This window comes from Cytobacillus spartinae (genome assembly GCF_042865285.1).
Taxonomy (GTDB): Bacteria; Bacillota; Bacilli; order Bacillales; family Cytobacillaceae; genus Robertmurraya_A; species Robertmurraya_A spartinae.
In genome coordinates this window covers 79,119-100,849 of sequence record NZ_JBIACK010000018.1, presented here as the reverse complement: position 1 = coordinate 100,849, position 21,731 = coordinate 79,119, and the positions used below count along the sequence as shown (strand labels likewise).

Sequence of the window (21,731 nt, the reverse complement as noted above, 5' to 3'; positions counted from 1 at the left end):
ATATTGAAAAATCGTAAAGCAGAGATACATGAAAATGCTTTAAAAAGATTCCAATATTCGACGGATCAAGTGATTGAAAAGCCTTTTAACTGGAAGCAGATGCTCAGATTGTTTAGTTATATGAAGCCTTATCGTAAAAACTTGCTTCCGCTTGCGATATTAATGGTAATCATAAATACTGCAGTAAGATTAATTATTCCAATATTAATTGGTGTTTACACCCTTGATAAAGCTCTTATTGATGGAAATACTGGGATGTTAACATATCTAGTGTTATTAATATTCGGTCTCTATGCTGCTTCATATGTAGCGAACTTTTTCCGAATAAAATGGATGAATCAATTAGGGCAAAGTGTCATTTATGACTTAAGAAAACACCTTTTTACTCACGTACAAGGATTGTCTCACCGATTTTTTGATCAACGGTCAGCAGGCTCGATTCTTGTAAGGATTATGAATGATATAAACTCTTTACAGGAACTGTTCACGAACGGTGTTATTAATCTATTAATGGATATGATTTTGTTAATCGGTATTTTCTTTATTCTGTTCTCGTTAAGCCCTGAATTAACATTAGCAATCATGGTGATTTTACCGATCATGTTCTTTATATCTACAAGTTTACGTAGAAATATTAGACGTTCATGGCAAACTGTACGTATTAAACAGTCTAAATTAAACTCCCATTTAAATGAGAGTATCCAAGGAATCCGAGTGACACAATCGTTTACACAGGAAAAAGAAAACATGGCTTTTTTTGATGGTGTAAACAATGAAAACTATGAGAGCTGGAGAGTTGCATCACAAAAAAATGCGATGTTTAGACCTCTCGTTGAGCTTACAAATGCTCTAGGAACTGCTGTACTAATTTGGTTTGGTGCTTCTTTAATTCAAGGTCAGTCAATTTCCATTGGGGTATTTGTTTCCTTTGCCTTCTACTTAGGGATGTTTTGGGAGCCAATCTCAAGACTTGGGCAAGTATATAACCAGCTTTTAATGGGGATGGCATCTTCTGAGAGGATTTTTGAATTCCTAGATGAAAAGCCTATTGTTGCAGAAAGTGAAAAAGCGATTGATTTGAAGGATATTAAAGGGCACATCGAATTTGAGAATGTCGTATTTTCATATGATGCAAAGAGGACCGCTCTTAAAGGTATTAGTCTCGAAATGAAGGCCGGTCAAACTGTTGCATTAGTAGGTCATACAGGATCAGGTAAAACTACTATCGCTAACCTTATAAGTAGATTCTATGACCCAACAGATGGGACGGTAAAAATTGACGGACATAACCTAAGAGATGTTTCACTAAGGAGTCTTAGACACCAAATTAGTGTTGTACTTCAGGATACGTTCATCTTCTCTGGAACCATCATAGAGAATATCCGATTCGGAAACCCAAATGCAACCGATGAACAAGTTAAAAAAGCTGCAGAGGCTGTAGGTGCGAATAGTTTTATTGAGAAATTACCTAACGGCTACGAGACAGAAGTAGAGGAAAGAGGGAATATTCTTTCCGTTGGTGAAAGACAATTGCTTTCTTTTGCTAGAGCACTATTAGCGGATCCTCGAATTCTCATTCTAGACGAAGCTACAGCGAGTATCGACACTGAAACAGAAGTGAAGATACAAGAAGCTTTAAAAACACTTTTAGAAGGAAGAACAGCGATTATTATTGCTCATAGGCTATCAACCATAAGGGAATCTGATAATATCTTCGTTCTTGATCATGGTGAAATCATTGAGCAAGGAAACCATCAGCAGCTCATGAATCACAAGGGAGAATACTATCGTCTTGTGAAGGCTCAGTTCAATATGTTAAATGCTGTATAAGCAGAACCAGTTATGGTTCTGCTTTTTTTAAAATGGTTATTGACGAGAGACTTGGCTCATAGAATTTAGAATCAATATAAGCTCACTATTGTAACTTTTGAACGATTCAATCGTCGATATCTATAAAGGGGTGGTGCGGGTTATGAAATTAACGTTAAGAAATGTGGCTTTATTATTTGCACTCTTATTGATTTTCCTTCTATCAGCATGCAGTAGTGGGGACAGTAAAACTAGTGAACAAGAATCAACTTCAGCAGATATGGACACAAGTGTTTCCAATTCATCTAATGAAGAGGCTGGACTAGCATTTTCTGAAGGCGAATCAGTTGACGCAGACAAAACCAAAACAGTCGTTACAAGCAATCGAATGGTCATTTACAATGCTCATTTGAACCTTCAAGTTGAAGATTTTGAGAAAGCACAAAGGCAAATCGAAGAAAAAGCCAGTTTCTTCGGTGGATATATTGTGGAATCAAGTACATACAGAGAAGGCGATGAAAGGTTAAGTGGGACAATCACTCTCAGGATACCTGAAGAGCATTTTCAGACGTTCTTAAATGAAGCTGAAGGACTAGCTGTAAAGGTATTTGATCGTTCTGTTAGTGGGGAAGATGTAACGGAGGAATATGTTGATTTAGAATCCAGACTTAAGTCTAAAAGGGTTGTAGAAGAGAGATTATTGGATTTTATGAAAAATGCAACGAAGACGGAAGATCTTCTAAGAATTTCAAATGACCTCGCTGTTGTTCAACAAGAGATTGAGCAGATTACAGGTAAGATGAAATACATTAAAAACCAAACAGCACTTTCGACGGTTACCATTCACTTAAGCGAGGACAAAATCGTGGTTCCAAGCCTACAAAATCATGATTTAAATACTTGGGAACGGACGAAGAAGCAATTTGCATCAAGTACCAATTTATTGCTTAATGTATTTTCTAGTTTAGTTGTAGTGATTCTAGGAAACATTCCAATTTTATTGCTATTATCTATCATCGTTACAGCTGTGGTAGTAGTTGTTAAAAAGACTAATCAATTGAAAAAACCTAGAGAATAACACCATTTCACAGAAATTTTTTAATAACTGTGCTAAAATGGGGACATATGTAAACTCGCACTTCGGAGGAGACTTTATGAAAAAGGAATTTGCAGTAATTGGCCTTGGACGTTTTGGGGGAAGTATTTGTAGAGCATTAGCAGAGCAAGGCATGGAAGTTATGGCAATTGACAACAATGAGGATAAAGTAAATGAGTTCTCGATGATCGCTTCTCATGCTGTTGTCGGAGATTCTACAGATGAATCCATGTTAAAAAGTCTAGGAATCAGAAACTTTGACCATGTTATTGTTGCGATTGGTGATGATATTCAAGCCAGTATCTTAACGACACTTATTTTAAAAGAGCTAGGCGTAAATAATATAACGGTTAAAGCTCAAAATGACTATCATGAGAAAGTATTAAGAAAAATTGGTGCAGATCAAGTCGTCCACCCTGAAAGAGATATGGGCAAAAGGATTGCACATAATATCGTCTCAAATAATGTGTTGGATTATTTGGAACTCTCTGATGAGCACAGTATTGTAGAAATTGTTGCTAGTGATAAACTAGGAGGAAATACGATTATCGGACTTGATATCCGTGCAAAGTACGGAATCAATATTGTAGCCATAAAAAGAGGAAACGATATCATTGTATCCCCACAAGCTAACGAAAAGATCTTTGAAGACGATATTTTGATTGTTATTGGGGCAGATTCTGATATATCAAGATTTGAGAAAAAGGTTATGATATAAAATATTCAAAATGAAAACCCTCGCAATTATTTGCGAGGGTTTTTTTATGCCTTTGTTATACTTCCATAATAATCGGAAGGATCATTGGTCTGCGTTTTGTTTTTTCATAAAGGAAAGGTGATAGTGTGTCCGTGATTTCGTTCTTAATTTCAGACCACTGAGTTGTTTTTCTTTCCATGACTTTATTTAGGTGTTTTGCAATAAGAGATTGAGCATCATTAATTAAATCCCCAGATTCACGCATGTAAACAAATCCACGAGAAATAATGTCTGGACCTGCAGCTATCTTGAAGTCCTTCATGTTAATGCTTACGACTACAACAACGAGTCCTTCCTCAGAAAGGATACGACGATCTCTTAATACGATATTTCCGATATCTCCAACACCACTACCATCAATATATACGTTTCCTGATGGTACTTTACCAGCAATTTGTGCTGTATCTTCACTTAAAGCAAGAACTTCTCCATTGTCCATGATAAAGCAGTTTTCTTCTAACACATCACAGTCCGTAGCTAGTTTTATATGCATCTTTTGCATACGATATTCACCGTGAATTGGCATGAAGAACTTTGGCTTCATGAGGCGGAGCATTAATTTCTGCTCTTGTTGTCCACCGTGACCAGAAGTATGAATATCACTTAAAGATCCGTGTATTACCTCAGCACCTGCGCGGAAAAGCATGTTAATCGTTCTACTCACACTAATTGTGTTTCCGGGGATAGGGGATGAAGAAAATACAACGGTATCTCCAGGAATAATTTGAATTTGGCGATGCGTACCATTTGCAATTCTAGACAGTGCAGCCATCGGTTCCCCTTGGCTTCCTGTACATAAAATCGTTACTTGATTTGCTGGTAAACGATTAATTTGCTGTGGTTCAATAAACGTTTCTTTCGGTGCCTTAATATATCCTAATTCTAACCCTATATTTATAGCTGCTTCCATACTTCTTCCGAAAACGGCAACTTTTCTACCATTCATAACTGCTGCTTCTACAACTTGTTGTAGACGGTGAATATTCGAAGCAAATGTAGCAAAAATTAATCTGCCTTCAATTTTTCTAAAGATATCTTGAATACTATCACCGACACGGCGTTCTGACATAGTAAAATCAGGGATTTCACTATTCGTACTATCCGATAGTAAACAAAGAACACCTTCTTTTCCGATTTCAGCCATCTTTGTTAAGTTGGCAGGTTCTCCAACTGGCGTAAAGTCGAATTTGAAATCACCCGTATGAACGATCTGACCCGGAGGAGTTTTTACAACAATCCCATAGGAGTCAGGAATACTGTGTGTAGTTCGGAAAAAAGTAACCGATGTTTTTCTGAACTTGATGATATCATCTTCTTTAATTTCAATTAATTTAGATTGTCTAAGTAGACCATGCTCTTCAAGCTTATTTCGAATAAGTCCTAGTGCAAGTTTTCCACCGTAAATAGGAATGTTAATTTCTCTTAATAAATAAGGAATACCGCCAATGTGGTCTTCGTGACCATGAGTTACGAATAATCCTTTTATTTTTTCTTCATTTTTAACTAAATAACTGTAATCAGGAATAACATAGTCAATACCAAGTAACTCATCCTCAGGAAATTTAATGCCCGCATCAATAAGGATGATCTCATCTTGGAATTGAACTGCGTAAGTATTTTTACCAATTTCGCCTAACCCGCCAAGGGCAAAAACGGCTGTTTGGTCATTTTTTACAAATTTCATAAATTATTCGATCTCCAATACTTTAAAATCTGGGTTTTGTTGTTCGTACTCTAAGAAATCACCTGTAACAGCGGTTACAAATTCAATGTTATATGGGCGGTCTGCTAGCTTTGTACGAACTTCTCTTTCAGAGTCTCCCTCAACATATACTGTTTTTGTGTTTTCACGTACTGGTACTTCTTTAATTAGTTCTTGAAAATAAACTTTAAAAATCATAAAAATTCTCTCCTTCGTCCGTTAGTAACTTTTTCTATTATATAAAAAATTAACATGTTTTTCATGTTTTTTCTTTATGGCTAATTTTAAGTACTTGATTATTAGGGGCTGATTCTAAACTTTGTGCCCACTCATGGAAGTAAAACATTGCATAACCATGCAACCAAGATTTCTGCATGCTTTTACAAAAAAGGTAGACTAGTTCAATGTAACATTCAGGTATAGTTAATACCATGTAAAATTTGCTAGAAAAACTAATAATGAATATATGTAAAGTCGGTCAAATATCAATTTTACAATAAGGAATGAGCCCTCCGCAAGTTGGAAGGGCTCGTACATTAAGCAATGGACTTTTTACGTAGCATGTCTTTCCACTGTTTTGCAAGCTTTCTTCTAAGCTTTTTTAACATTGTGGATCAACTCCTTACCTTATTTCTAATATTAAACCATCCTTGTCCAATGTAAAGAATTATCGTTCAAAATATTGTATCTCTTAATTCTATTATATGACAAAATAGATTAATTTCTCATGGTTAAAGATGGAATTTGTAAGAATAATTAAGGTGTAAAAAGTCCTAAATGTGACGGAATTAATATAAAAAAGACTACACTAAATATATTCGTGTAGTCCTAGTGTTTTATTAGGGTTACCTTTCAATACCAATAGCATTCTCTGGTACAGAAAATGGATCTTTCTTATTAATATGATCATAAAACATGATTCCATTTAGATGGTCAATTTCATGTTGAAATACAATCGATAGTAAACCCTTTAAGCGAAGTTTAACCTCTTTACCCTCTATATCAAAACCCTTTACCGTTACTCTTGCATATCTTGGAACGAAGCCCGGAATGGATTCATCAACAGATAAACATCCCTCTCCAGAGGTTAAGTATGCTTTTTCGACAGAATGACTAGCTACTTTCGGGTTGAAAAGCGCATAACTGTGGGTCTCACCCTTTTCATCGTTCAGATGAATAGCAATCATTCGTTTTAACACATTTATTTGAGGAGCTGCTAACCCTATTCCAGGTCGTAAGCCATATTTTTTTACCTTTTCTGCGTTTTGACTGTTCTTTACGTATTCAAGCATACTAGCTAAAATTTCTATATCCTCATCAGATGCTGGAAGTTGTACTTCTTTCGCTACCTCACGCAAAGAAGGGTGACCATCCCTAATAATATCATCCATCGTTAACACACTCATCACTCCTAATAACGATATTACAAGTATCCCTTATATATGGTATGAACTTATATTAATATGTTTGTTATAAGTTGTTTTCACATTCATTGTTGCTATTTTGAATTACTTCTTCATCAGTACTTAAATGAAAAGAAACATAAAAAAGCCCTACTCCCGGCTATTTCAAAGGGTAGTTTCTTCTTGCTTCGTGGCATCTTTTCTTCCCCAAAATAAAGAATACAGCACCATCATCCGTTTAAAAGCAGTTTAAAGTACTTCATAGCAACAAAGTTTACGAAAAGAACCTTGTTATAACATTAAACATAAGTCTAACAGAGAAGGGAAGAAATGTTAATATCGATTGTAATCGTTTAAAGACAAAAACATGTTTTTTTATTATCTTGTCATAAGTATTTAAGTTAAAGAATAAGATACAGTAATTAGGACAAGCTGCCATTACCTTTCGACACTTTTTTCGCAGTAACAGTATTGTCAAACAACACAACTATCGATATAGTAAGAATTGTTATAGTAAGGGGGTACGACATGTCGATTTTTCGTAAAACTTGTCTCTTTATGGTGTTTGTGATTGTTATGCTTGTCATGACCGGTTGTCTTAATAAACAAACTCCAACAGATAAAATCTATGAACTTCTAGAAACAGTGGTAGCAACAGAAAAGGACTTTGAGGAGCAACAAGACCCTCTTGTCGAACTTGAGAGAAAAGAAAAAGTGCTATATGATCAGATCATTTCTTTAGGAATGAAAGAGTTCGATCAGATTGTTAAGCTCTCTGATGAAGCACTGGCAGTTGTTGAACAGAGAAAAGAACATATTGATAGAGAAAAACAAAGTATTACCTCATCCAAAGAACAGTTCGTAGCAATAGTACCTTTTATTGAAGAGTTAGAAGAAGAAAAGCTGAGAGAAAAAGCTAATGCTCTTCATCAAACCATGCTTGAACGTTACGAGACACACGAGGAATTATATGAAAACTACTCTACTGGAATTCAATATGATAGAGAATTATATAATTTATTTAAACAAGAAGACCTTTCCATTGATGAGCTTGAAGAGCAGATTACGAAAATTAATGAAATCTATGCAAAAGTTCTGAAAGCAAATGAAACATTTAATGAGAAAACAGAGAAATATAATGATATTAAGCTCGAATTTTACAAAGAAGCTGGGCTAGATATAAAACAAAAGTCTGAATGATAGTAGAAAAAAGTCGGCATTTAGTTGTGCCGACTTTTTTGTTTTATGGGAATGTTTTACTTTATTAATATAATTATTAAATGAGTATCTTTATTATAACAGTTTTCAAAAGATCTACTTTTTATAATACAGTTATAAACAAATAGTAGTACAGATTTATGTAAGGGAAATTATATTACTAATGTGAAAATGATAAAAAAACATAACACCAATTAATTGACGGGGTTGTTTTTAATATTGTAAACTAAAAAACAGGTTAGGATGTTGTATCATTTTAGTTGCAATTCAAACTAATACAGAATATGATATTCATGAATGAAAGTTGGTTTCCAAAACAAGGAAACGCTCCTTCAGCAATCCTATTTTAGAAATAACATAAATATTAGGAAGCAAAAAAGATTCAAATAGGTTTTTTCTAGAAAAAACTGTGGAAAACTATTTAAAGTATGTTTGAAAATAGACTAGATTTCGTATTTCAGTAGATAAACATGATTTCAATGGTTAGGTCACAGCTTACTAGCTAATTGAATCGTTTCTAATATGGTTCAGAATTGGGTATCCTAATTTTTGTGTATTTAACTTTTAATAACGTCTTTTATTAGAAAGGATAGGTGACTCAAATGGCTTCTAATACGAAGAAGGCAGAGTTCAATGCTAAAAAACAGTTAGAACAAGTTGAAGATCAGTTCCAAACGGTTCAAATTCTTAACGAGGATGGAGAAGTAGTAAATGAGGCAGCAATGCCGGACTTAAACGATGAGCAACTTCAAGAGTTAATGCGTCGTATGGTTTATACACGTATACTAGATCAACGCTCAATTTCTCTTAACAGACAAGGACGTTTAGGTTTCTATGCACCTACTGCTGGTCAAGAGGCTTCTCAACTTGCGTCTCAATTCGCACTTGAAAAAGAAGACTTCATTTTACCTGGATATCGTGATGTTCCTCAAATGATTTGGCACGGATTCCCGTTAGCTCAGGCTTTTCTATGGTCTAGAGGACATTTCCAAGGTGGAAATATTCCTGAAGGTGTAAATGTGATTGCGCCACAAATTATTATCGGTGCGCAAATCATCCAAGCAGCTGGTGTTGCGTTAGGAATGAAGAAGCGTGGTCAAAAGACGGTTGCGATTACTTACACAGGTGATGGTGGGGCTTCACAAGGGGACTTCTACGAAGGTATTAACTTTGCAGGAGCTTATAAAGCGCCAGCTATCTTTATCGTTCAAAACAACCGTTTCGCGATTTCAACTCCAGTAGAAAAACAATCTGCTGCAAAAACAATTGCACAAAAAGCGGTAGCTGCTGGTATTCCTGGAGTTCAAGTTGATGGAATGGATCCACTAGCTGTGTATGCAGTAGTTCGTGATGCGCGTGAGCGTGCAATTAATGGAGAAGGTCCAACGTTAATTGAAACTTTAACATATCGTTATGGCCCACACACAATGGCTGGTGACGACCCAACTCGTTATCGTACAGCTGACTTAGATAATGAGTGGGAAAAGAAAGACCCACTTGTTCGTTTCCGTAAATTCCTAGAGAAGAAGGGTATTTGGAACGAAGAAATGGAAAATGAAGTCATTGAAAAAGCGAAAGAAGATATTAAAGAAGCGATTAAAGAAGCAGATAATGCTCCGAAACAAAAAGTTACTGACTTAATTTCTATTATGTATGAAGAAATGCCACAAAACCTTGAAGAACAATATGCAATTTATAAAGAAAAGGAGTCGAAGTAAGCCATGGCGCAAATGACAATGATTCAAGCAATCACGGATGCGTTACGTACAGAACTACGAAATGATCCGAATGTATTAATTTTCGGTGAAGACGTAGGGGTTAACGGTGGGGTTTTCCGTGCAACAGAGGGTCTTCAAAAAGAATTTGGCGAAGATCGTGTGTTTGATACTCCACTTGCTGAATCTGGTATTGGTGGTTTAGCGGTTGGTCTTACTTTACAAGGCTTCCGTCCTGTTCCTGAAATTCAGTTCTTTGGATTTGTATATGAAGTAATGGATTCTATTTCTGGTCAATTAGCTCGTATGAGATACCGTTCTGGTGGGAGATATAATGCACCAGTAACAATCCGCTCACCATTTGGTGGAGGTGTTCATACACCGGAAATGCATGCAGATAGCTTAGAAGGTCTAATGGCACAACAACCTGGACTTAAGGTAGTTATCCCTTCAACTCCGTATGATGCAAAAGGGTTATTAATTTCTGCTATACGTGATAACGATCCTGTTATTTTCCTAGAACACATGAAATTATACCGTTCATTCCGCCAAGAAGTACCTGAGGAGGAGTATTCAATTCCTTTAGGTAAAGCTGACGTTAAGAGAGAAGGTACGGACTTATCTATTATTACTTATGGTGCAATGGTTCATGAATCACTAAAGGCTGCTGAAGAGCTTGAAAAAGAAGGTCATTCAGTAGAGGTTATCGACTTACGTACAGTTGCTCCACTTGATATGGACGCTATTATCGGATCTGTTGAAAAAACAGGTCGTGCAATTGTTGTTCAAGAAGCACAAAAGCAAGCTGGAGTAGCTGCAAACATTGTAGCGGAAATCAATGATCGTGCTATTTTACACTTAGAGGCTCCTGTACTACGTGTAGCAGCACCTGATACAGTATTTGCTTTCCCACAAGCTGAAACAGTATGGCTTCCTAATTACAAGGATGTTATTGAAACTGCGAAAAAAGTACTTAATTTCTAATAAATCTAACTAAGATATTTCATTATGGGGAATCTATAGCTGAATAATGAGTTATCGGTGACATGATGAAAGGCTCTTTTCGTAAACTTTGTTGTTATTGAAATACTTAGAACTGCTTTTAAATGGATGATGGTGCTGTTTTCATTGGTCTGGGAAGAAAAGATGCCATGAAGCGGCATAGAATCCGTGTTCGAGATAATTACGAATAGCAACAATCTATGCAAAAACAGCCTTATGAAATGACGCGCATTAAGGGGGAAATGGATCGGTCCATTTACCCTATATGTTCTTAAAAACATAATACGGATTGCATTAATAGGAGGTTGAATCCATTGGCATTTCAATTTAGATTGCCTGATATCGGTGAAGGTATCCATGAAGGTGAAATTGTTAAATGGTTTGTAAAGCCAGGCGACAAAATTCAAGAAGATGATGTTTTATGTGAAGTCCAAAATGATAAAGCAGTAGTTGAAATTCCTTCTCCAGTAGCAGGTACGGTAGAGGAAATACTAGTAGACGAAGGAACTGTTGCAACTGTAGGACAAGTGCTTGTAACGTTTGACGCTCCAGGTTATGAGAACTTAAAGTTCAAAGGAGACCATGAAGAAGAGGAAGCTCCTAAGCAAGAAGAAAAGAAAACTGAAGCACCTACAAAAGAAGTAAAAGAAACAGCTAATGCTGAAAGCACTACAGATAATGGAATCGCTGACACTCAAACGGCTGTAGATCCGAACCGTCGTGTAATCGCTATGCCATCAGTACGTAAGTATGCAAGAGATAAAGGTGTAGACATTCGTCAAGTTGCAGGTTCAGGTAAAAATGGTCGTGTATTAAAAGGGGATATCGATTCATTCTTAAGTGGTGGAGCAAAAGTTACAGCTGAAACAGCTGTTGAAGCACCACAAGCTGATGCTACTGAAGCACAAGAAGAGACTAAAGTTTCTAAACCAGTTGTACCTCAGGGTCAATATCCAGAAACTCGCGAAAAAATGAGCGGCATCCGTAAGGCAATTGCTAAAGCTATGGTAAACTCTAAGCATACTGCACCTCATGTTACTTTAATGGATGAGATTGATGTAACAAAACTTGTTGCACATCGTAAGAAGTTCAAAGAGGTTGCAGCAAACAAAGGAATTAAGCTTACATTCTTACCTTATGTGGTAAAAGCATTAACAAGTGCTTTACGTGAATATCCAGCGCTTAATACATCTATAGATGATGCTGCTAGCGAAATTATTCACAAGCACTACTTCAACATTGGTATTGCTGCAGATACTGAAAAAGGACTGCTAGTTCCTGTTGTGAAAGACGCAGATCGCAAATCGATTTTCTCTATCTCTAATGAAATTAACGAACTTGCAACAAAAGCTCGTGATGGAAAACTTTCAGGTGAAGAAATGAAGGGTGCGTCTTGTACGATTACGAACATTGGTTCAGCTGGAGGCCAATGGTTTACACCGGTAATTAACCATCCTGAAGTTGCTATTTTAGGTATTGGAAGAATTGCTGAAAAAGCAATTGTAAAAGATGGAGAAATTGTAGCAGCTCCTGTATTAGCATTATCTTTAAGCTTTGACCATAGAATTATTGATGGTGCAACTGCTCAACATGCACTTAACCATATTAAGCGTTTGTTGAACGATCCAGAACTATTGTTAATGGAGGCGTAATAAATGGTAGTTGGAGATTTTCCTATTGAAACAGATACTCTTGTCGTTGGTGCTGGACCAGGTGGATATGTAGCGGCTATTCGTGCTGCACAGCTTGGTCAAAAAGTAACAATCGTTGAAAAAGGCAATCTTGGTGGCGTTTGTTTAAATGTTGGTTGCATTCCATCAAAAGCATTAATCGCTGCTGGTCACCGTTATGAAACAGCTAAGCATTCTGACTCAATCGGGATTACAGCTGAGAATGTTAAAGTTGATTTCACTAAAGTCCAAGAATGGAAAGCCGGAGTTGTAAAAAAACTTACTGGCGGAGTTGAAGGACTTTTAAAAGGTAATAAAATTGATATCGTTCGTGGTGAAGCTTATTTCGTAGATAATACAACTGTACGTGTTATGGATGAAAATTCAGCTCAAACTTATAAATTTAAAAATGCGATTATTGCAACAGGTTCACGTCCAATAGAATTACCTACATTCAAATATACAAAGCGTGTATTAGACTCTACGGGAGCACTTGCTCTTCAAGAAATTCCTAATCACATCGTTGTTATTGGTGGAGGATATATCGGAACTGAACTTGGCGGTGCTTATGCTAACTTCGGGACTAAAGTAACAATTCTAGAGGGTGCAGACGAAATCTTAAATGGATTTGAAAAACAAATGTCTTCTATTGTTGCCCGAAACCTTAAAAAGAAAGGTGCCGAAATTATTACAAAGGCCCTTGCTAAAGGTGTAGAAGAAAGAGAAGACGGAGTAACGATTAAGTATGAGGTAAAAGGCGAAGAAAAAACAGTTGATGCTGATTATGTATTCGTTATGGTTGGTCGTCGCCCTAATACAGATGAGCTTGGATTAGAGCAAGCGGGTGTAGAACTAGGTGAACGCGGAATCATTAAAATTGACAAGCAATGCCGCACTAATGTAAGTAATATTTTTGCTATTGGCGATGTTGTTGAGGGGCCACCACTGGCTCATAAGGCTTCATACGAAGGGAAGATTGCTGCTGAGGTAATTGGCGGGCATAACGCTGAAATTGATTATCTTGGAATTCCAGCTGTTGTATTCTCTGATCCTGAACTTGCATCAGTTGGTTATACTGAAAAGCAAGCTAAAGATGAAGGGATCGATATCGTTGCGGCTAAATTCCCATTTGCAGCAAATGGTCGTGCGTTAGCATTAGATAATGCTGACGGATTCTTAAAACTTGTAACACGTAAAGAGGATGGATTAGTAATTGGGGCGCAAATTGCAGGTCCAAGTGCATCTGATATGATCGCAGAACTTGGTCTAGCAATTGAGGCAGGTATGACTGCAGAAGACCTAGCTATGACTATCCACGCTCACCCTACACTTGGTGAGATTACGATGGAAGCAGCTGAAGTTGCGCTAGGTAACCCAATACATGTTGTAAAATAAATATACTTAAAAGTCCTTTTCCAAATCGGAAAAGGACTTTTTGAATGATTTTTAGGAATTTACATAAGATGTAAGAAAAGAAAAAATTATAAACCTGTCGATAAAGCTTTAGCAATTGGTTGTATAATTTGTTCCTTAGAACTTTCTCCATGTACCTGTGCAACAATTTGCTCATTGTATAAGACGAATATTGCTGGGCATTCTTTTACCTTGAACGTACTATAATATCTTTTAGCTTCAGTAGGGGGGAGGATTTTCATATTCTTCATTTCTTCAGGAAACTCTTTTTTGAGTTCAATGATGGCATCATAATATGAGGCTTCATATTGATACTCTGTTTCATCTGAAAAGAATATCACTTGTTTTATACTGTCATCAATATTAAGTTCACCACCAAGTTCACTACCCTTGCTCTTGCAAGAAGTGGTTATCACTAATAGAGAAACGATTAAGATAAGTGGGATCCTTCTCATTTCTATTGCCTCACTTTACTATAAATATAAATCAGAATAATTCCTCAATTTAGACCATATTTTATCATACAAAGGTTCATTATCCGGTAATGTCACCTAAATGTTACATAAATGAAAAATTACAGGGGAAATAAACACATTTAACATTCTCTGTAATTTTCAAATGAGATTATATTAGGGAATGGGATAAACATGAAGACTTATACAGTGATACTAATACAGCTAATTATATGGAGTGGATATACTTTAATAGAGTGGCTATCGAAGCATGATCAGCTAATATATAATATTTTGATGTTTTTTGTGTTTTTTTACATCGCCATACTTATTGGAAACTACATCATGCAGTCGCGAAGAAAAACCTTCTTTATAACAATGGCAAGTTTAATTCTTTATAGCTCGTTTCATTTTGCGATCACTTTTTTTGCATATTAATATTTTTGTAAAAAGATGATGTCCGTTAACTTAGAGTGCTACAGTATTGATAAGGGTCCATTTAGAGTAAAAGGCAACCAATAGAGGTTGCCCAATATTGTTGTCAAAAGGGCATCTAGTGAATTCTCGATACCCTTTTATATATCTAATAAGACTCTTTTTTGATTTCTGTTCCAGGTGCTTGTTATTTAAGCGGCGTTCGCAGAGCCTTTTCGTCGCGAGCTCCTGTGGGATTTTTGTTTGAAACGCTAATCCCCAAAAGTCAAGCGCTTAGCCGCTCCTATCACTAACTAACTTACCTTAAAATTTGCCGTCTTTTAATGTAAATTTTTATTTGTCCTTGAAATGAATAGTTTCACTGTTAAAAGCTTTTACTAATGAAACAACGATCAGTAACATGATTACTGTAAAAGGTAGGGCAGCAATGATAGAGGCCCTTTGTAACGCCTCAAGACCCCCAGTCCATAGCAATATGGCAGCTGAAGCGGATTGTATGATTCCCCATACAAACTTAACTTGATTAGAGGGATTCAGACTCCCATTCGTCGTTTGCATCCCTAAAACGAAGGTAGCGGAATCAGCTGAAGTAATAAAGAACGTTGTAATTAGAAAAATAGCTAATAACGACAAGATTGTGGATAAAGGGAAGTACCCAAATACAGTAAATAGAGCAACTTCCATCCCTTTTTCTTCAATGGTTGACATGACTGGATTGCCTTCAAAAAACTCTAGGTATATACCTGTTCCACCAAAAACGGAGAACCATAGCGCACCAAATATCGTAGGAACGGCTAAAACTCCTATTACAAATTCTCTAATCGTTCTTCCTTTTGATATTCTAGCAATGAAAGTACCAACAAAGGGTGCCCAGGCGATCCACCAAGCCCAGTAGAAAATAGTCCAATCTTGAAACCAGGTTAGTTCTTGATCAAAAGGGCTTAAACGAAAACTCATTGAAGGAAGGTTTTGTAGGTAGGCCCCAATGGTAGTCGTAAACAAATCCATTATGAAATTAGTGGGACCTACAAACAGTAAAAATAATAATAAAGAAATAGCCAGAATGATATTCAAATTACTTAAGTATTTTATACCTTTATTTAAACCGGTCTGAGCAGAAAGCATATATAGGACGGTTACTATTGCAATAATAATTAATTGCGTGCCGATGGTGTTGTTGATTCCTTCAAATAAATAAGAAAGCCCTCCACTTATTTGAATGGCTCCAAGTCCTAAAGAAGTTGCTACCCCAAACACCGTAGCAAACACGGCAACAAAGTTGATTAATACACCTAGACCACCCTCTACTCTGTCTCCAAAAACAGGGCGTAAAATGGAGCTAATTACACCAGGTGCTCCTTTTCGAAATTGAAAATAAGCTAGACCCAATGCAATGACTGTATAGATCGCCCATGGGTGTAACCCCCAATGGAAAAAGGAGTATCTCATCGCTGCTCTTGCTGCATCGGGTGTTTGACCTTCTAAGAATGGGGGAGAATAATAGTGGTACATTGGCTCAGATACACCCCAAAATACTAAACCGATTCCCATACCAGCACTAAATAACATGGCGAACCAGGTTAAATAATTATACTCTGGTGTATCGCTATCCTTACCTAAGCGAATATTTCCATATTTAGTGAAGATCAGGATAATAGAAAACACAAGAAACGTAGAAGCAGATAACAAATAAAACCATCCAAACTTTTCTAAAATTAAGCTCTGGACCATAGTTGTTACATGATCTAAGTTTCCATTAGGTAATATAGATTTAGGCAGTAGTCCCCAAACTATAAATAAAACGGTTACAATGACCGAAACTGTGAATACAGGTGTTAGCCGCTTCATCAAACCCCTCCGATTTTTATTCCATATATTGAGTATTTATCGCAGTGGAAAAATTATTCTGATTAATCATTTAAGTGCCTTCACATAGTTGTTAAAATAAAGATAGATAGATACAGGAAAAGTGATGATGTAAAGAACACAGTGAGAGGAGCATGTAATTTCCCTCTCAACCATAGTAGATTTATGTACTAGTCATGAAAACGGGAGGATACACCATGAAAAACATATTCTATATCGCCTTATTATTATCTTTGATACTCATTGGGTGTAGCCAGGAAGAAGTAAGCATGCCCATAAAAGAAGAGGGTTCAGACAACAAAGTTGAGCCTACAATTGAAACAAAAGAAGATGTACAAGCTGGTTCTACCGAAAGTGGGTCGAAGGAAGAGATTGAAGAAGTTAACGTAGAACAAAGGGAAGCAGAGTACAAAGTAAACCAATCAAACTGGTTGATAGAGCCAACTGGTACTGCGAATGATCAAGTCGTTTTATTAACGATTGACGATGCACCACAGCAATATGCATTGGAAATGGCAAAAACTCTTGATAATTTGGGTGTTAAGGCCATATTTTTTGTGAACGGGCACTTTATTGACACTGAGGAAGAAGCCAAAATTTTAAAAGAAATATATGATCTAGGATTTCCGATTGGAAACCACACTTATAGTCATCATTCATTGAAGGACTTAACTGAAGAAGAGCAATACGATCAAATTGTATCCTTAAATAATAGAATTAAAGAAATTATCGGAGAGAAACCGAAGTTTTTTAGAGCACCTTTTGGAGCCAATACTGAATATAGCAAAAAAGTCGTAGAGCAAGAAAAAATGGTCCTCATGAATTGGACTTATGGATACGATTGGGAGAAGGATTTTCAAACAAAAGAATCCCTAGTAGATATAATGGTTAATACCCCGTTGCTAATGAAGGGGGCTAACCTTTTAATGCATGACAGGGAATGGACAAATGCTGCATTAGAAGACATTGTGAAAGGTCTAAGGGCAAAGGGGTTTGAAATAGTGGATCCAGGGTTAATTGAGACACCAAAATAAAGAGGCGGCCTCTACGGTCGCCTTCTTTAAAATCTACTTTCTTGGATAATAATACATAACTCTTCCATTAAATAAGTGAAGTTCTCCTTGGAGCTTTTTCGCCAAGAATTTACAGAACTCATTTGCTTTCCCTTTGTCTCCATAAGTAGATAATTCAGGAAGGGTTACCTGTATGTATGTTTGTTCTCGTTCTGTACCATCTTCATCTTTTACCACTTCTTTATCTACACCGAGCAGTATCGCTTGATAACGGTCGTTGTTTGAAAAAAGATAGAACCATGTTCCCTTTCCCTCAGGTTTCTCTTTTATTTCATAAGGAAACGAGGCATCATTATATCCCCAACTTACTTGTTCACCTGTTTTAGCAGTAATTTCCTTGTAATAATTAAATAACTCCTTAAGCTCATCAGTTGTAACGTGATCTTTTGCTGATGATGGTACAAGTTTGATATAAGCATTACTTGCCATTCATCTATCCCCCCATATTTCTTTTACATAATACTTTTACATTTAATAAACCCTTCTATATTCTAGCACTGAATAAAATAAAGTGACAACTACTAGCGGAATTATTATGAAGGTTGCTAAATAGTAAAATATGAATTATAATAATATTCTAAATATTAAATCAAAGGAGGAAACTTATGGAGCTATTTGATAAGCTTTATGATGAGAATGAAAAAGTTCAGGTACGTTTTGTTGGTTTTACAACCGAAACAACTCGTTACGACTTTGGAATTGTCTACACAAATATGTTTTTCGGAAAACCTCTTGTTATTTGTATGCAAACAGGCCGCTCAACTCTCCTCGACCCTAAAGACCTCGAAGACATCGAACATATACAAACTGTATTTAGAATCCAAGAAAGACAACAAGCAGCAGATCTAGTTGAGTTCTTTTCAGGCGCATTGCCGACCGTACCATTTGAAGAACAATATGATTAAATACATGTAAAACAGGCCGGATCAGGTCTGTTTTATTTTTTAATAGGAGGAATTCTCTATAGGATTATTTCATCGTAATACTTTAGAAGAATCTGCCATACTATTATAAAAGCTGATGTAATCATACATACGAATATACAGTTAAGATTTTTAAATGTGTTATACAAATTAGGCTTGAAAATATAATTATGTTATATTATTATTTAATTAAAGATTTTAAAGCGCTTTCAAAGTTTACGAGATTACTTACACGAAAAGGGGAATGAAGATGGGTACACTTGTATGCCAAGCTTGCAATTCAACAATTGATCATTTTGAAGATGAAAAAGTAACCGTGCTTTATGCAAAGTGTGACTGTTGCGAAGATAATAAGGACGAAAAATAAATTTCAATAATGATGAATATGAGCATACTAATGTGTGCTCTTTTTTTGTTTCTAAATCACTGTAAATTGTAGCAGGGGAGAAATATAACAGCCTTTCCTAAAACAGGAAAGGCTGCATTTACCTACATAATGGCTTTATGTTCTTTGATAACTCGAAGCATTTTTAAATCGTAATCTTCAGGACCTTGTACAGGAAGTCCTACTTCAATATTTTTCTTAATATAAGTTAGGTTTTCTGAAGTGATGATTTCTCCAGGTATGAAAATAGGAATACCTGGTGGATAGACCATGATAAATTCTGCTATGATTCTGCCCTCTGATTCATCAAATGGAACAAGTTCAGTTTCAGCATAAAATGCATCACGTGGAGATAATGCAAGGACAGGGATATCAGGTAATAGAACTTCAGCATCCACAATCTGTGTACTCTTTAATGGAGTGTTTGATAAATCAGAAAGGGCATTTATTAAAATGTCCGCTTCTTTTTCAGTGTCCCCAGGAGTAACGATACAAAGGATGTTATACAAATCAGAAAGCTCAACTTCAATATTGTATTTTTCACGTAGCCACTTTTCTACGTCATAACCTGTTAAGCCAAGCTCTTTAACCGAGATAATTAACTTAGTCGGGTCATAATCATATGTAGCTTTTGTACCTAAGATTTCTTCCCCAACACAATATAAATGTTCAATTTCATTTATTCTTTTTCTCATGGATTGAGCAAGCTCAATGGTTTTTTGAATTAGATCTCTTCCTTCTGTAGCTAATCTTTTTCTTGCAACGTCCAAAGATGCTAGAAGCAAATAAGAAGTAGAGGTAGTTGTTAACATACTTAATATAGATTGTACACGCTTTACATTAACAAGTCCTTCTCTCACGTTTAAAACAGAGCTCTGAGTCATGGAGCCACCAAGCTTATGAACGCTAGTTGCTGCCATGTCAGCACCTGCTTGCATTGCAGACATCGGTAAATCCTCATGGAAATGAATATGAACCCCGTGCGCCTCATCAACAAGTACAGGGACATGATAAGAGTGAGCAATTTCTACAATCTTCTTTAAATCAGCTGAAATCCCGAAATAAGTAGGGTTTATCACAAGTACTCCTTTAGCGTCAGGGTGCTGTTCTAACGCTTTTGATACGGAGTCAGTCGTAATCCCATGTGATATTCCTAGCTTCTCATCAATAGCTGGATGGATAAAGATTGGTGTAGCACCTGAGAATACGATTGCTGACATAACAGATTTATGAACATTTCTCGGAACAATAATTTTATCTCCAGGTCCACATACGGTCATCACCATGGTCATAATCGCTCCGCTAGTTCCTTGTACAGCGAAGAAAGTATGGTCAGCTCCGAAAGCTTTTGCAGCTAAATCTTGGGCCTGCTTGATCATACCTTTGGGCTGATGAAGATCATCAAGAGGTCCTATATTTATTAAATCAATGGATAATGCATTTTCACCAATAAAGTCACGAAACTCTGGATCCATCCCGGTACCTTTTTTATGTCCTGGGATATGAAATTGAACCGGATTATTTTTTGCATGTTTAAGTAAACCGCTGAATAACGGTGTATCAAATTGAGACAACTGTTTCCCACACCTCTTTAATATTTTGTAATAAATATGAGTCCCCTTAGATCGTTTCAGATATAGAGGGAGTCCATATATGATAAAACAAATGAATTATAGCACTATTCATTTTCTTTGCATAGTTAGAAATGTCTAAGTTTCGTTGATTCTTTAATTAGTTTTAGAAGATTACAGGAAATTAAAACATAAAAGTAGAAATAAGACATAAAAAGATACTTTGTGGAGGGAGAAATATTGAACTGGAACACAAGAGTAACTGAATTGCTTAATATTAAATATCCAATTATTCAGGGGGGACTAGCCCACTTAGCATACTCTGATTTAGCAGCAGCCGTTTCAAATGCTGGTGGCCTTGGGCAAATAACTGCCATGTCATTAGATAGCCCTGAAGCTCTTAGAGAAGAAATACAAAAAGTAAAGAAATTAACGGATAACCCTTTTGGGGTGAATTTTGCAATTGGACAGCATGGAAGACCTTTTGAGCATTTCTTAGATATTGCAATCGAAGAAGAGGTACCTGTTATTACGATGACTGGTGGGAATCCAACTCCTATTTTTGAAAAATTAAAAGGAACAAATATAAAGAAACTTGTCCTTGTGGCTGCCAAAAGACAGGCCGTAAAAGCACAGGAGCTAGGAGCTGATGCCGTGATGGTGGTTGGCCAAGAAGGGGGAGGCCATCTAGGACGTGATGATATTGGAACGATGGTATTAATTCCTCAAGTGGTAGATGCTGTTACCATCCCAGTTATTGCTTCCGGTGGAATAGGAGATGGCCGGGGATTAATGGCTGCGTTAAGCCTTGGTGCCGAGGGGATTGAAATGGGTACTCGATTCATTGCAACAAAAGAGTGTGTGCATGCTTGTGATGAATATAAAATGAATCTTGTGAAAGGTTCAGAAAGCGATACTGTCGTTATTAAGCGTTCATTAGGGGCACCAGCTAGAGCCATTTCAAACTCTTGGACTAATAAGATCCTTGAGATTGAAAAGTCCCAAGGTGGATATGAAGAACTCAAGAACTATATATCTGGAAACGCTAATAAAAAGTATATCCATGAGGCAAAACTCGATGAGGGTTATGCATGGGCTGGTCAGGTAATGGGATTAATCAAAGACGTTCCGACTGTGCAGGAGCTTTTCAATAAGATGATTTCTGATGCGGAAAAGATTAGAGGGAAGTGGGCAAACTAGAATAGGAACTGTCGTGTATTCTAAATATAAAGTAGGTGAAA

19 protein-coding genes are annotated in these 21,731 nt (G+C 36.5%); 12 read left to right on the top strand and 7 right to left on the bottom strand.

The window, feature by feature from the left end; translation table 11 throughout:
- Nucleotides 1-3 precede the first annotated feature (3 nt).
- The 3 genes from ACFYKX_RS24415 (at nt 4) to ACFYKX_RS24405 (ending at nt 3,623) form a co-directional block, all read left to right on the top strand.
- Entirely contained in the window at nt 4-1,830 is a 1,827-nt protein-coding gene (locus ACFYKX_RS24415; RefSeq protein ID WP_389364487.1) for an ABC transporter ATP-binding protein, read from the top strand.
- A 142-nt stretch (nt 1,831-1,972) separates the two neighbouring features.
- Complete coding sequence (locus tag ACFYKX_RS24410; protein ID WP_389364485.1) at nt 1,973-2,887, top strand: DUF4349 domain-containing protein; 915 nt, start codon at nt 1,973-1,975, stop codon at nt 2,885-2,887.
- A 76-nt stretch (nt 2,888-2,963) separates the two neighbouring features.
- The gene (locus ACFYKX_RS24405; protein ID WP_389364483.1) at nt 2,964-3,623 is read left to right on the top strand and encodes a potassium channel family protein; all 660 of its coding nucleotides are present in this window, start codon (nt 2,964-2,966) and stop codon (nt 3,621-3,623) included.
- A 55-nt stretch (nt 3,624-3,678) separates the two neighbouring features.
- On the opposite strand, the gene rnjA is transcribed toward ACFYKX_RS24405, so the two are convergent.
- The 3 genes from rnjA to def all read right to left on the bottom strand — a co-directional run bounded on the left by rnjA (nt 3,679) and on the right by def (nt 6,764).
- A complete protein-coding gene (rnjA, locus tag ACFYKX_RS24400) occupies nt 3,679-5,346 on the bottom strand; it encodes a ribonuclease J1 (protein ID WP_389364481.1) in 1,668 nt (555 codons plus the stop codon).
- 3 nt (nt 5,347-5,349) lie between these two features.
- Nucleotides 5,350-5,562 (bottom strand): DNA-dependent RNA polymerase subunit epsilon, encoded by a 213-nt coding sequence (locus ACFYKX_RS24395; RefSeq protein ID WP_389364479.1) that lies wholly within the window; start codon nt 5,560-5,562, stop codon nt 5,350-5,352.
- A gap of 647 nt (nt 5,563-6,209) precedes the next feature.
- Nucleotides 6,210-6,764, bottom strand: coding sequence for a peptide deformylase (gene def / locus ACFYKX_RS24390; protein WP_389364477.1), 555 nt, complete (start codon nt 6,762-6,764; stop codon nt 6,210-6,212).
- 531 nt (nt 6,765-7,295) lie between these two features.
- On the opposite strand from def, the gene ACFYKX_RS24385 reads away from it, so the two are divergent.
- From ACFYKX_RS24385 to lpdA, 5 genes are all read left to right on the top strand, one after another.
- Nucleotides 7,296-7,967 (top strand): YkyA family protein, encoded by a 672-nt coding sequence (locus ACFYKX_RS24385; protein WP_389364475.1) that lies wholly within the window; start codon nt 7,296-7,298, stop codon nt 7,965-7,967.
- A gap of 620 nt (nt 7,968-8,587) precedes the next feature.
- Complete coding sequence (pdhA, locus tag ACFYKX_RS24380; protein ID WP_389364473.1) at nt 8,588-9,703, top strand: pyruvate dehydrogenase (acetyl-transferring) E1 component subunit alpha; 1,116 nt, start codon at nt 8,588-8,590, stop codon at nt 9,701-9,703.
- A gap of 3 nt (nt 9,704-9,706) precedes the next feature.
- Nucleotides 9,707-10,684 carry an alpha-ketoacid dehydrogenase subunit beta gene (locus ACFYKX_RS24375; protein WP_389364472.1) on the top strand — a complete coding sequence of 326 codons (978 nt, stop codon included), beginning with the start codon at nt 9,707-9,709 and terminating at the stop codon, nt 10,682-10,684.
- 332 nt (nt 10,685-11,016) lie between these two features.
- Complete coding sequence (locus ACFYKX_RS24370; RefSeq protein WP_389364470.1) at nt 11,017-12,354, top strand: dihydrolipoamide acetyltransferase family protein; 1,338 nt, start codon at nt 11,017-11,019, stop codon at nt 12,352-12,354.
- A 3-nt stretch (nt 12,355-12,357) separates the two neighbouring features.
- A complete protein-coding gene (gene lpdA, locus ACFYKX_RS24365) occupies nt 12,358-13,767 on the top strand; it encodes a dihydrolipoyl dehydrogenase (protein WP_389364468.1) in 1,410 nt (469 codons plus the stop codon).
- 86 nt (nt 13,768-13,853) lie between these two features.
- On the opposite strand, the gene ACFYKX_RS24360 is transcribed toward lpdA, so the two are convergent.
- Nucleotides 13,854-14,240: a small peptidoglycan-associated lipoprotein gene (locus ACFYKX_RS24360; RefSeq protein ID WP_389364466.1), complete on the bottom strand. Its 387-nt coding sequence runs from the start codon at nt 14,238-14,240 to the stop codon at nt 13,854-13,856.
- A gap of 765 nt (nt 14,241-15,005) precedes the next feature.
- The gene (locus ACFYKX_RS24355) at nt 15,006-16,520 is read right to left on the bottom strand and encodes a glycine betaine uptake BCCT transporter (protein WP_389364465.1); all 1,515 of its coding nucleotides are present in this window, start codon (nt 16,518-16,520) and stop codon (nt 15,006-15,008) included.
- A 215-nt stretch (nt 16,521-16,735) separates the two neighbouring features.
- On the opposite strand from ACFYKX_RS24355, the gene ACFYKX_RS24350 reads away from it, so the two are divergent.
- Nucleotides 16,736-17,572, top strand: a complete 837-nt coding sequence (locus ACFYKX_RS24350) for a polysaccharide deacetylase family protein (protein WP_389364463.1) — start codon at nt 16,736-16,738, stop codon at nt 17,570-17,572.
- Nucleotides 17,573-17,605: 33 nt separating this feature from the next.
- On the opposite strand, the gene ACFYKX_RS24345 is transcribed toward ACFYKX_RS24350, so the two are convergent.
- Nucleotides 17,606-18,040, bottom strand: coding sequence for a DUF1885 family protein (locus tag ACFYKX_RS24345; protein WP_389364461.1), 435 nt, complete (start codon nt 18,038-18,040; stop codon nt 17,606-17,608).
- Nucleotides 18,041-18,216: 176 nt separating this feature from the next.
- On the opposite strand from ACFYKX_RS24345, the gene ACFYKX_RS24340 reads away from it, so the two are divergent.
- Together ACFYKX_RS24340 and ACFYKX_RS24335 are read left to right on the top strand one after the other, a co-directional pair.
- The gene (locus ACFYKX_RS24340) at nt 18,217-18,516 is read left to right on the top strand and encodes a DUF3055 domain-containing protein (RefSeq protein ID WP_389364459.1); all 300 of its coding nucleotides are present in this window, start codon (nt 18,217-18,219) and stop codon (nt 18,514-18,516) included.
- Between the two features lie 268 nt (nt 18,517-18,784).
- The gene (locus ACFYKX_RS24335; RefSeq protein WP_389364457.1) at nt 18,785-18,901 is read left to right on the top strand and encodes a GapA-binding peptide SR1P; all 117 of its coding nucleotides are present in this window, start codon (nt 18,785-18,787) and stop codon (nt 18,899-18,901) included.
- A gap of 122 nt (nt 18,902-19,023) precedes the next feature.
- Here ACFYKX_RS24335 and ACFYKX_RS24330 read toward each other — a convergent pair whose 3' ends face one another.
- Entirely contained in the window at nt 19,024-20,493 is a 1,470-nt protein-coding gene (locus tag ACFYKX_RS24330; protein WP_389364455.1) for an aminotransferase class I/II-fold pyridoxal phosphate-dependent enzyme, read from the bottom strand.
- A 237-nt stretch (nt 20,494-20,730) separates the two neighbouring features.
- Between ACFYKX_RS24330 and ACFYKX_RS24325 the strand changes: the two genes are divergently transcribed.
- Entirely contained in the window at nt 20,731-21,690 is a 960-nt protein-coding gene (locus tag ACFYKX_RS24325; protein WP_389364453.1) for an NAD(P)H-dependent flavin oxidoreductase, read from the top strand.
- Nucleotides 21,691-21,731 lie beyond the last annotated feature (41 nt).

What these genes read in the sequence shown, in the direction of transcription:
- ACFYKX_RS24410 (WP_389364485.1), top strand. Translation starts at nt 1,973, where the DNA reads ATGAAATTAACGTTAAGAAATGTGGCTTTATTATTTGCACTCTTATTG.
- ACFYKX_RS24405 (WP_389364483.1), top strand. Translation starts at nt 2,964, where the DNA reads ATGAAAAAGGAATTTGCAGTAATTGGCCTTGGACGTTTTGGGGGAAGT.
- rnjA (WP_389364481.1), bottom strand. Translation starts at nt 5,346, where the DNA reads ATGAAATTTGTAAAAAATGACCAAACAGCCGTTTTTGCCCTTGGCGGG.
- ACFYKX_RS24395 (WP_389364479.1), bottom strand. Translation starts at nt 5,562, where the DNA reads ATGATTTTTAAAGTTTATTTTCAAGAACTAATTAAAGAAGTACCAGTA.
- ACFYKX_RS24385 (WP_389364475.1), top strand. Translation starts at nt 7,296, where the DNA reads ATGTCGATTTTTCGTAAAACTTGTCTCTTTATGGTGTTTGTGATTGTT.
- pdhA (WP_389364473.1), top strand. Translation starts at nt 8,588, where the DNA reads ATGGCTTCTAATACGAAGAAGGCAGAGTTCAATGCTAAAAAACAGTTA.
- ACFYKX_RS24375 (WP_389364472.1), top strand. Translation starts at nt 9,707, where the DNA reads ATGGCGCAAATGACAATGATTCAAGCAATCACGGATGCGTTACGTACA.
- lpdA (WP_389364468.1), top strand. Translation starts at nt 12,358, where the DNA reads ATGGTAGTTGGAGATTTTCCTATTGAAACAGATACTCTTGTCGTTGGT.
- ACFYKX_RS24360 (WP_389364466.1), bottom strand. Translation starts at nt 14,240, where the DNA reads ATGAGAAGGATCCCACTTATCTTAATCGTTTCTCTATTAGTGATAACC.
- ACFYKX_RS24355 (WP_389364465.1), bottom strand. Translation starts at nt 16,520, where the DNA reads ATGAAGCGGCTAACACCTGTATTCACAGTTTCGGTCATTGTAACCGTT.
- ACFYKX_RS24350 (WP_389364463.1), top strand. Translation starts at nt 16,736, where the DNA reads ATGAAAAACATATTCTATATCGCCTTATTATTATCTTTGATACTCATT.
- ACFYKX_RS24345 (WP_389364461.1), bottom strand. Translation starts at nt 18,040, where the DNA reads ATGGCAAGTAATGCTTATATCAAACTTGTACCATCATCAGCAAAAGAT.
- ACFYKX_RS24340 (WP_389364459.1), top strand. Translation starts at nt 18,217, where the DNA reads ATGGAGCTATTTGATAAGCTTTATGATGAGAATGAAAAAGTTCAGGTA.
- ACFYKX_RS24335 (WP_389364457.1), top strand. Translation starts at nt 18,785, where the DNA reads ATGGGTACACTTGTATGCCAAGCTTGCAATTCAACAATTGATCATTTT.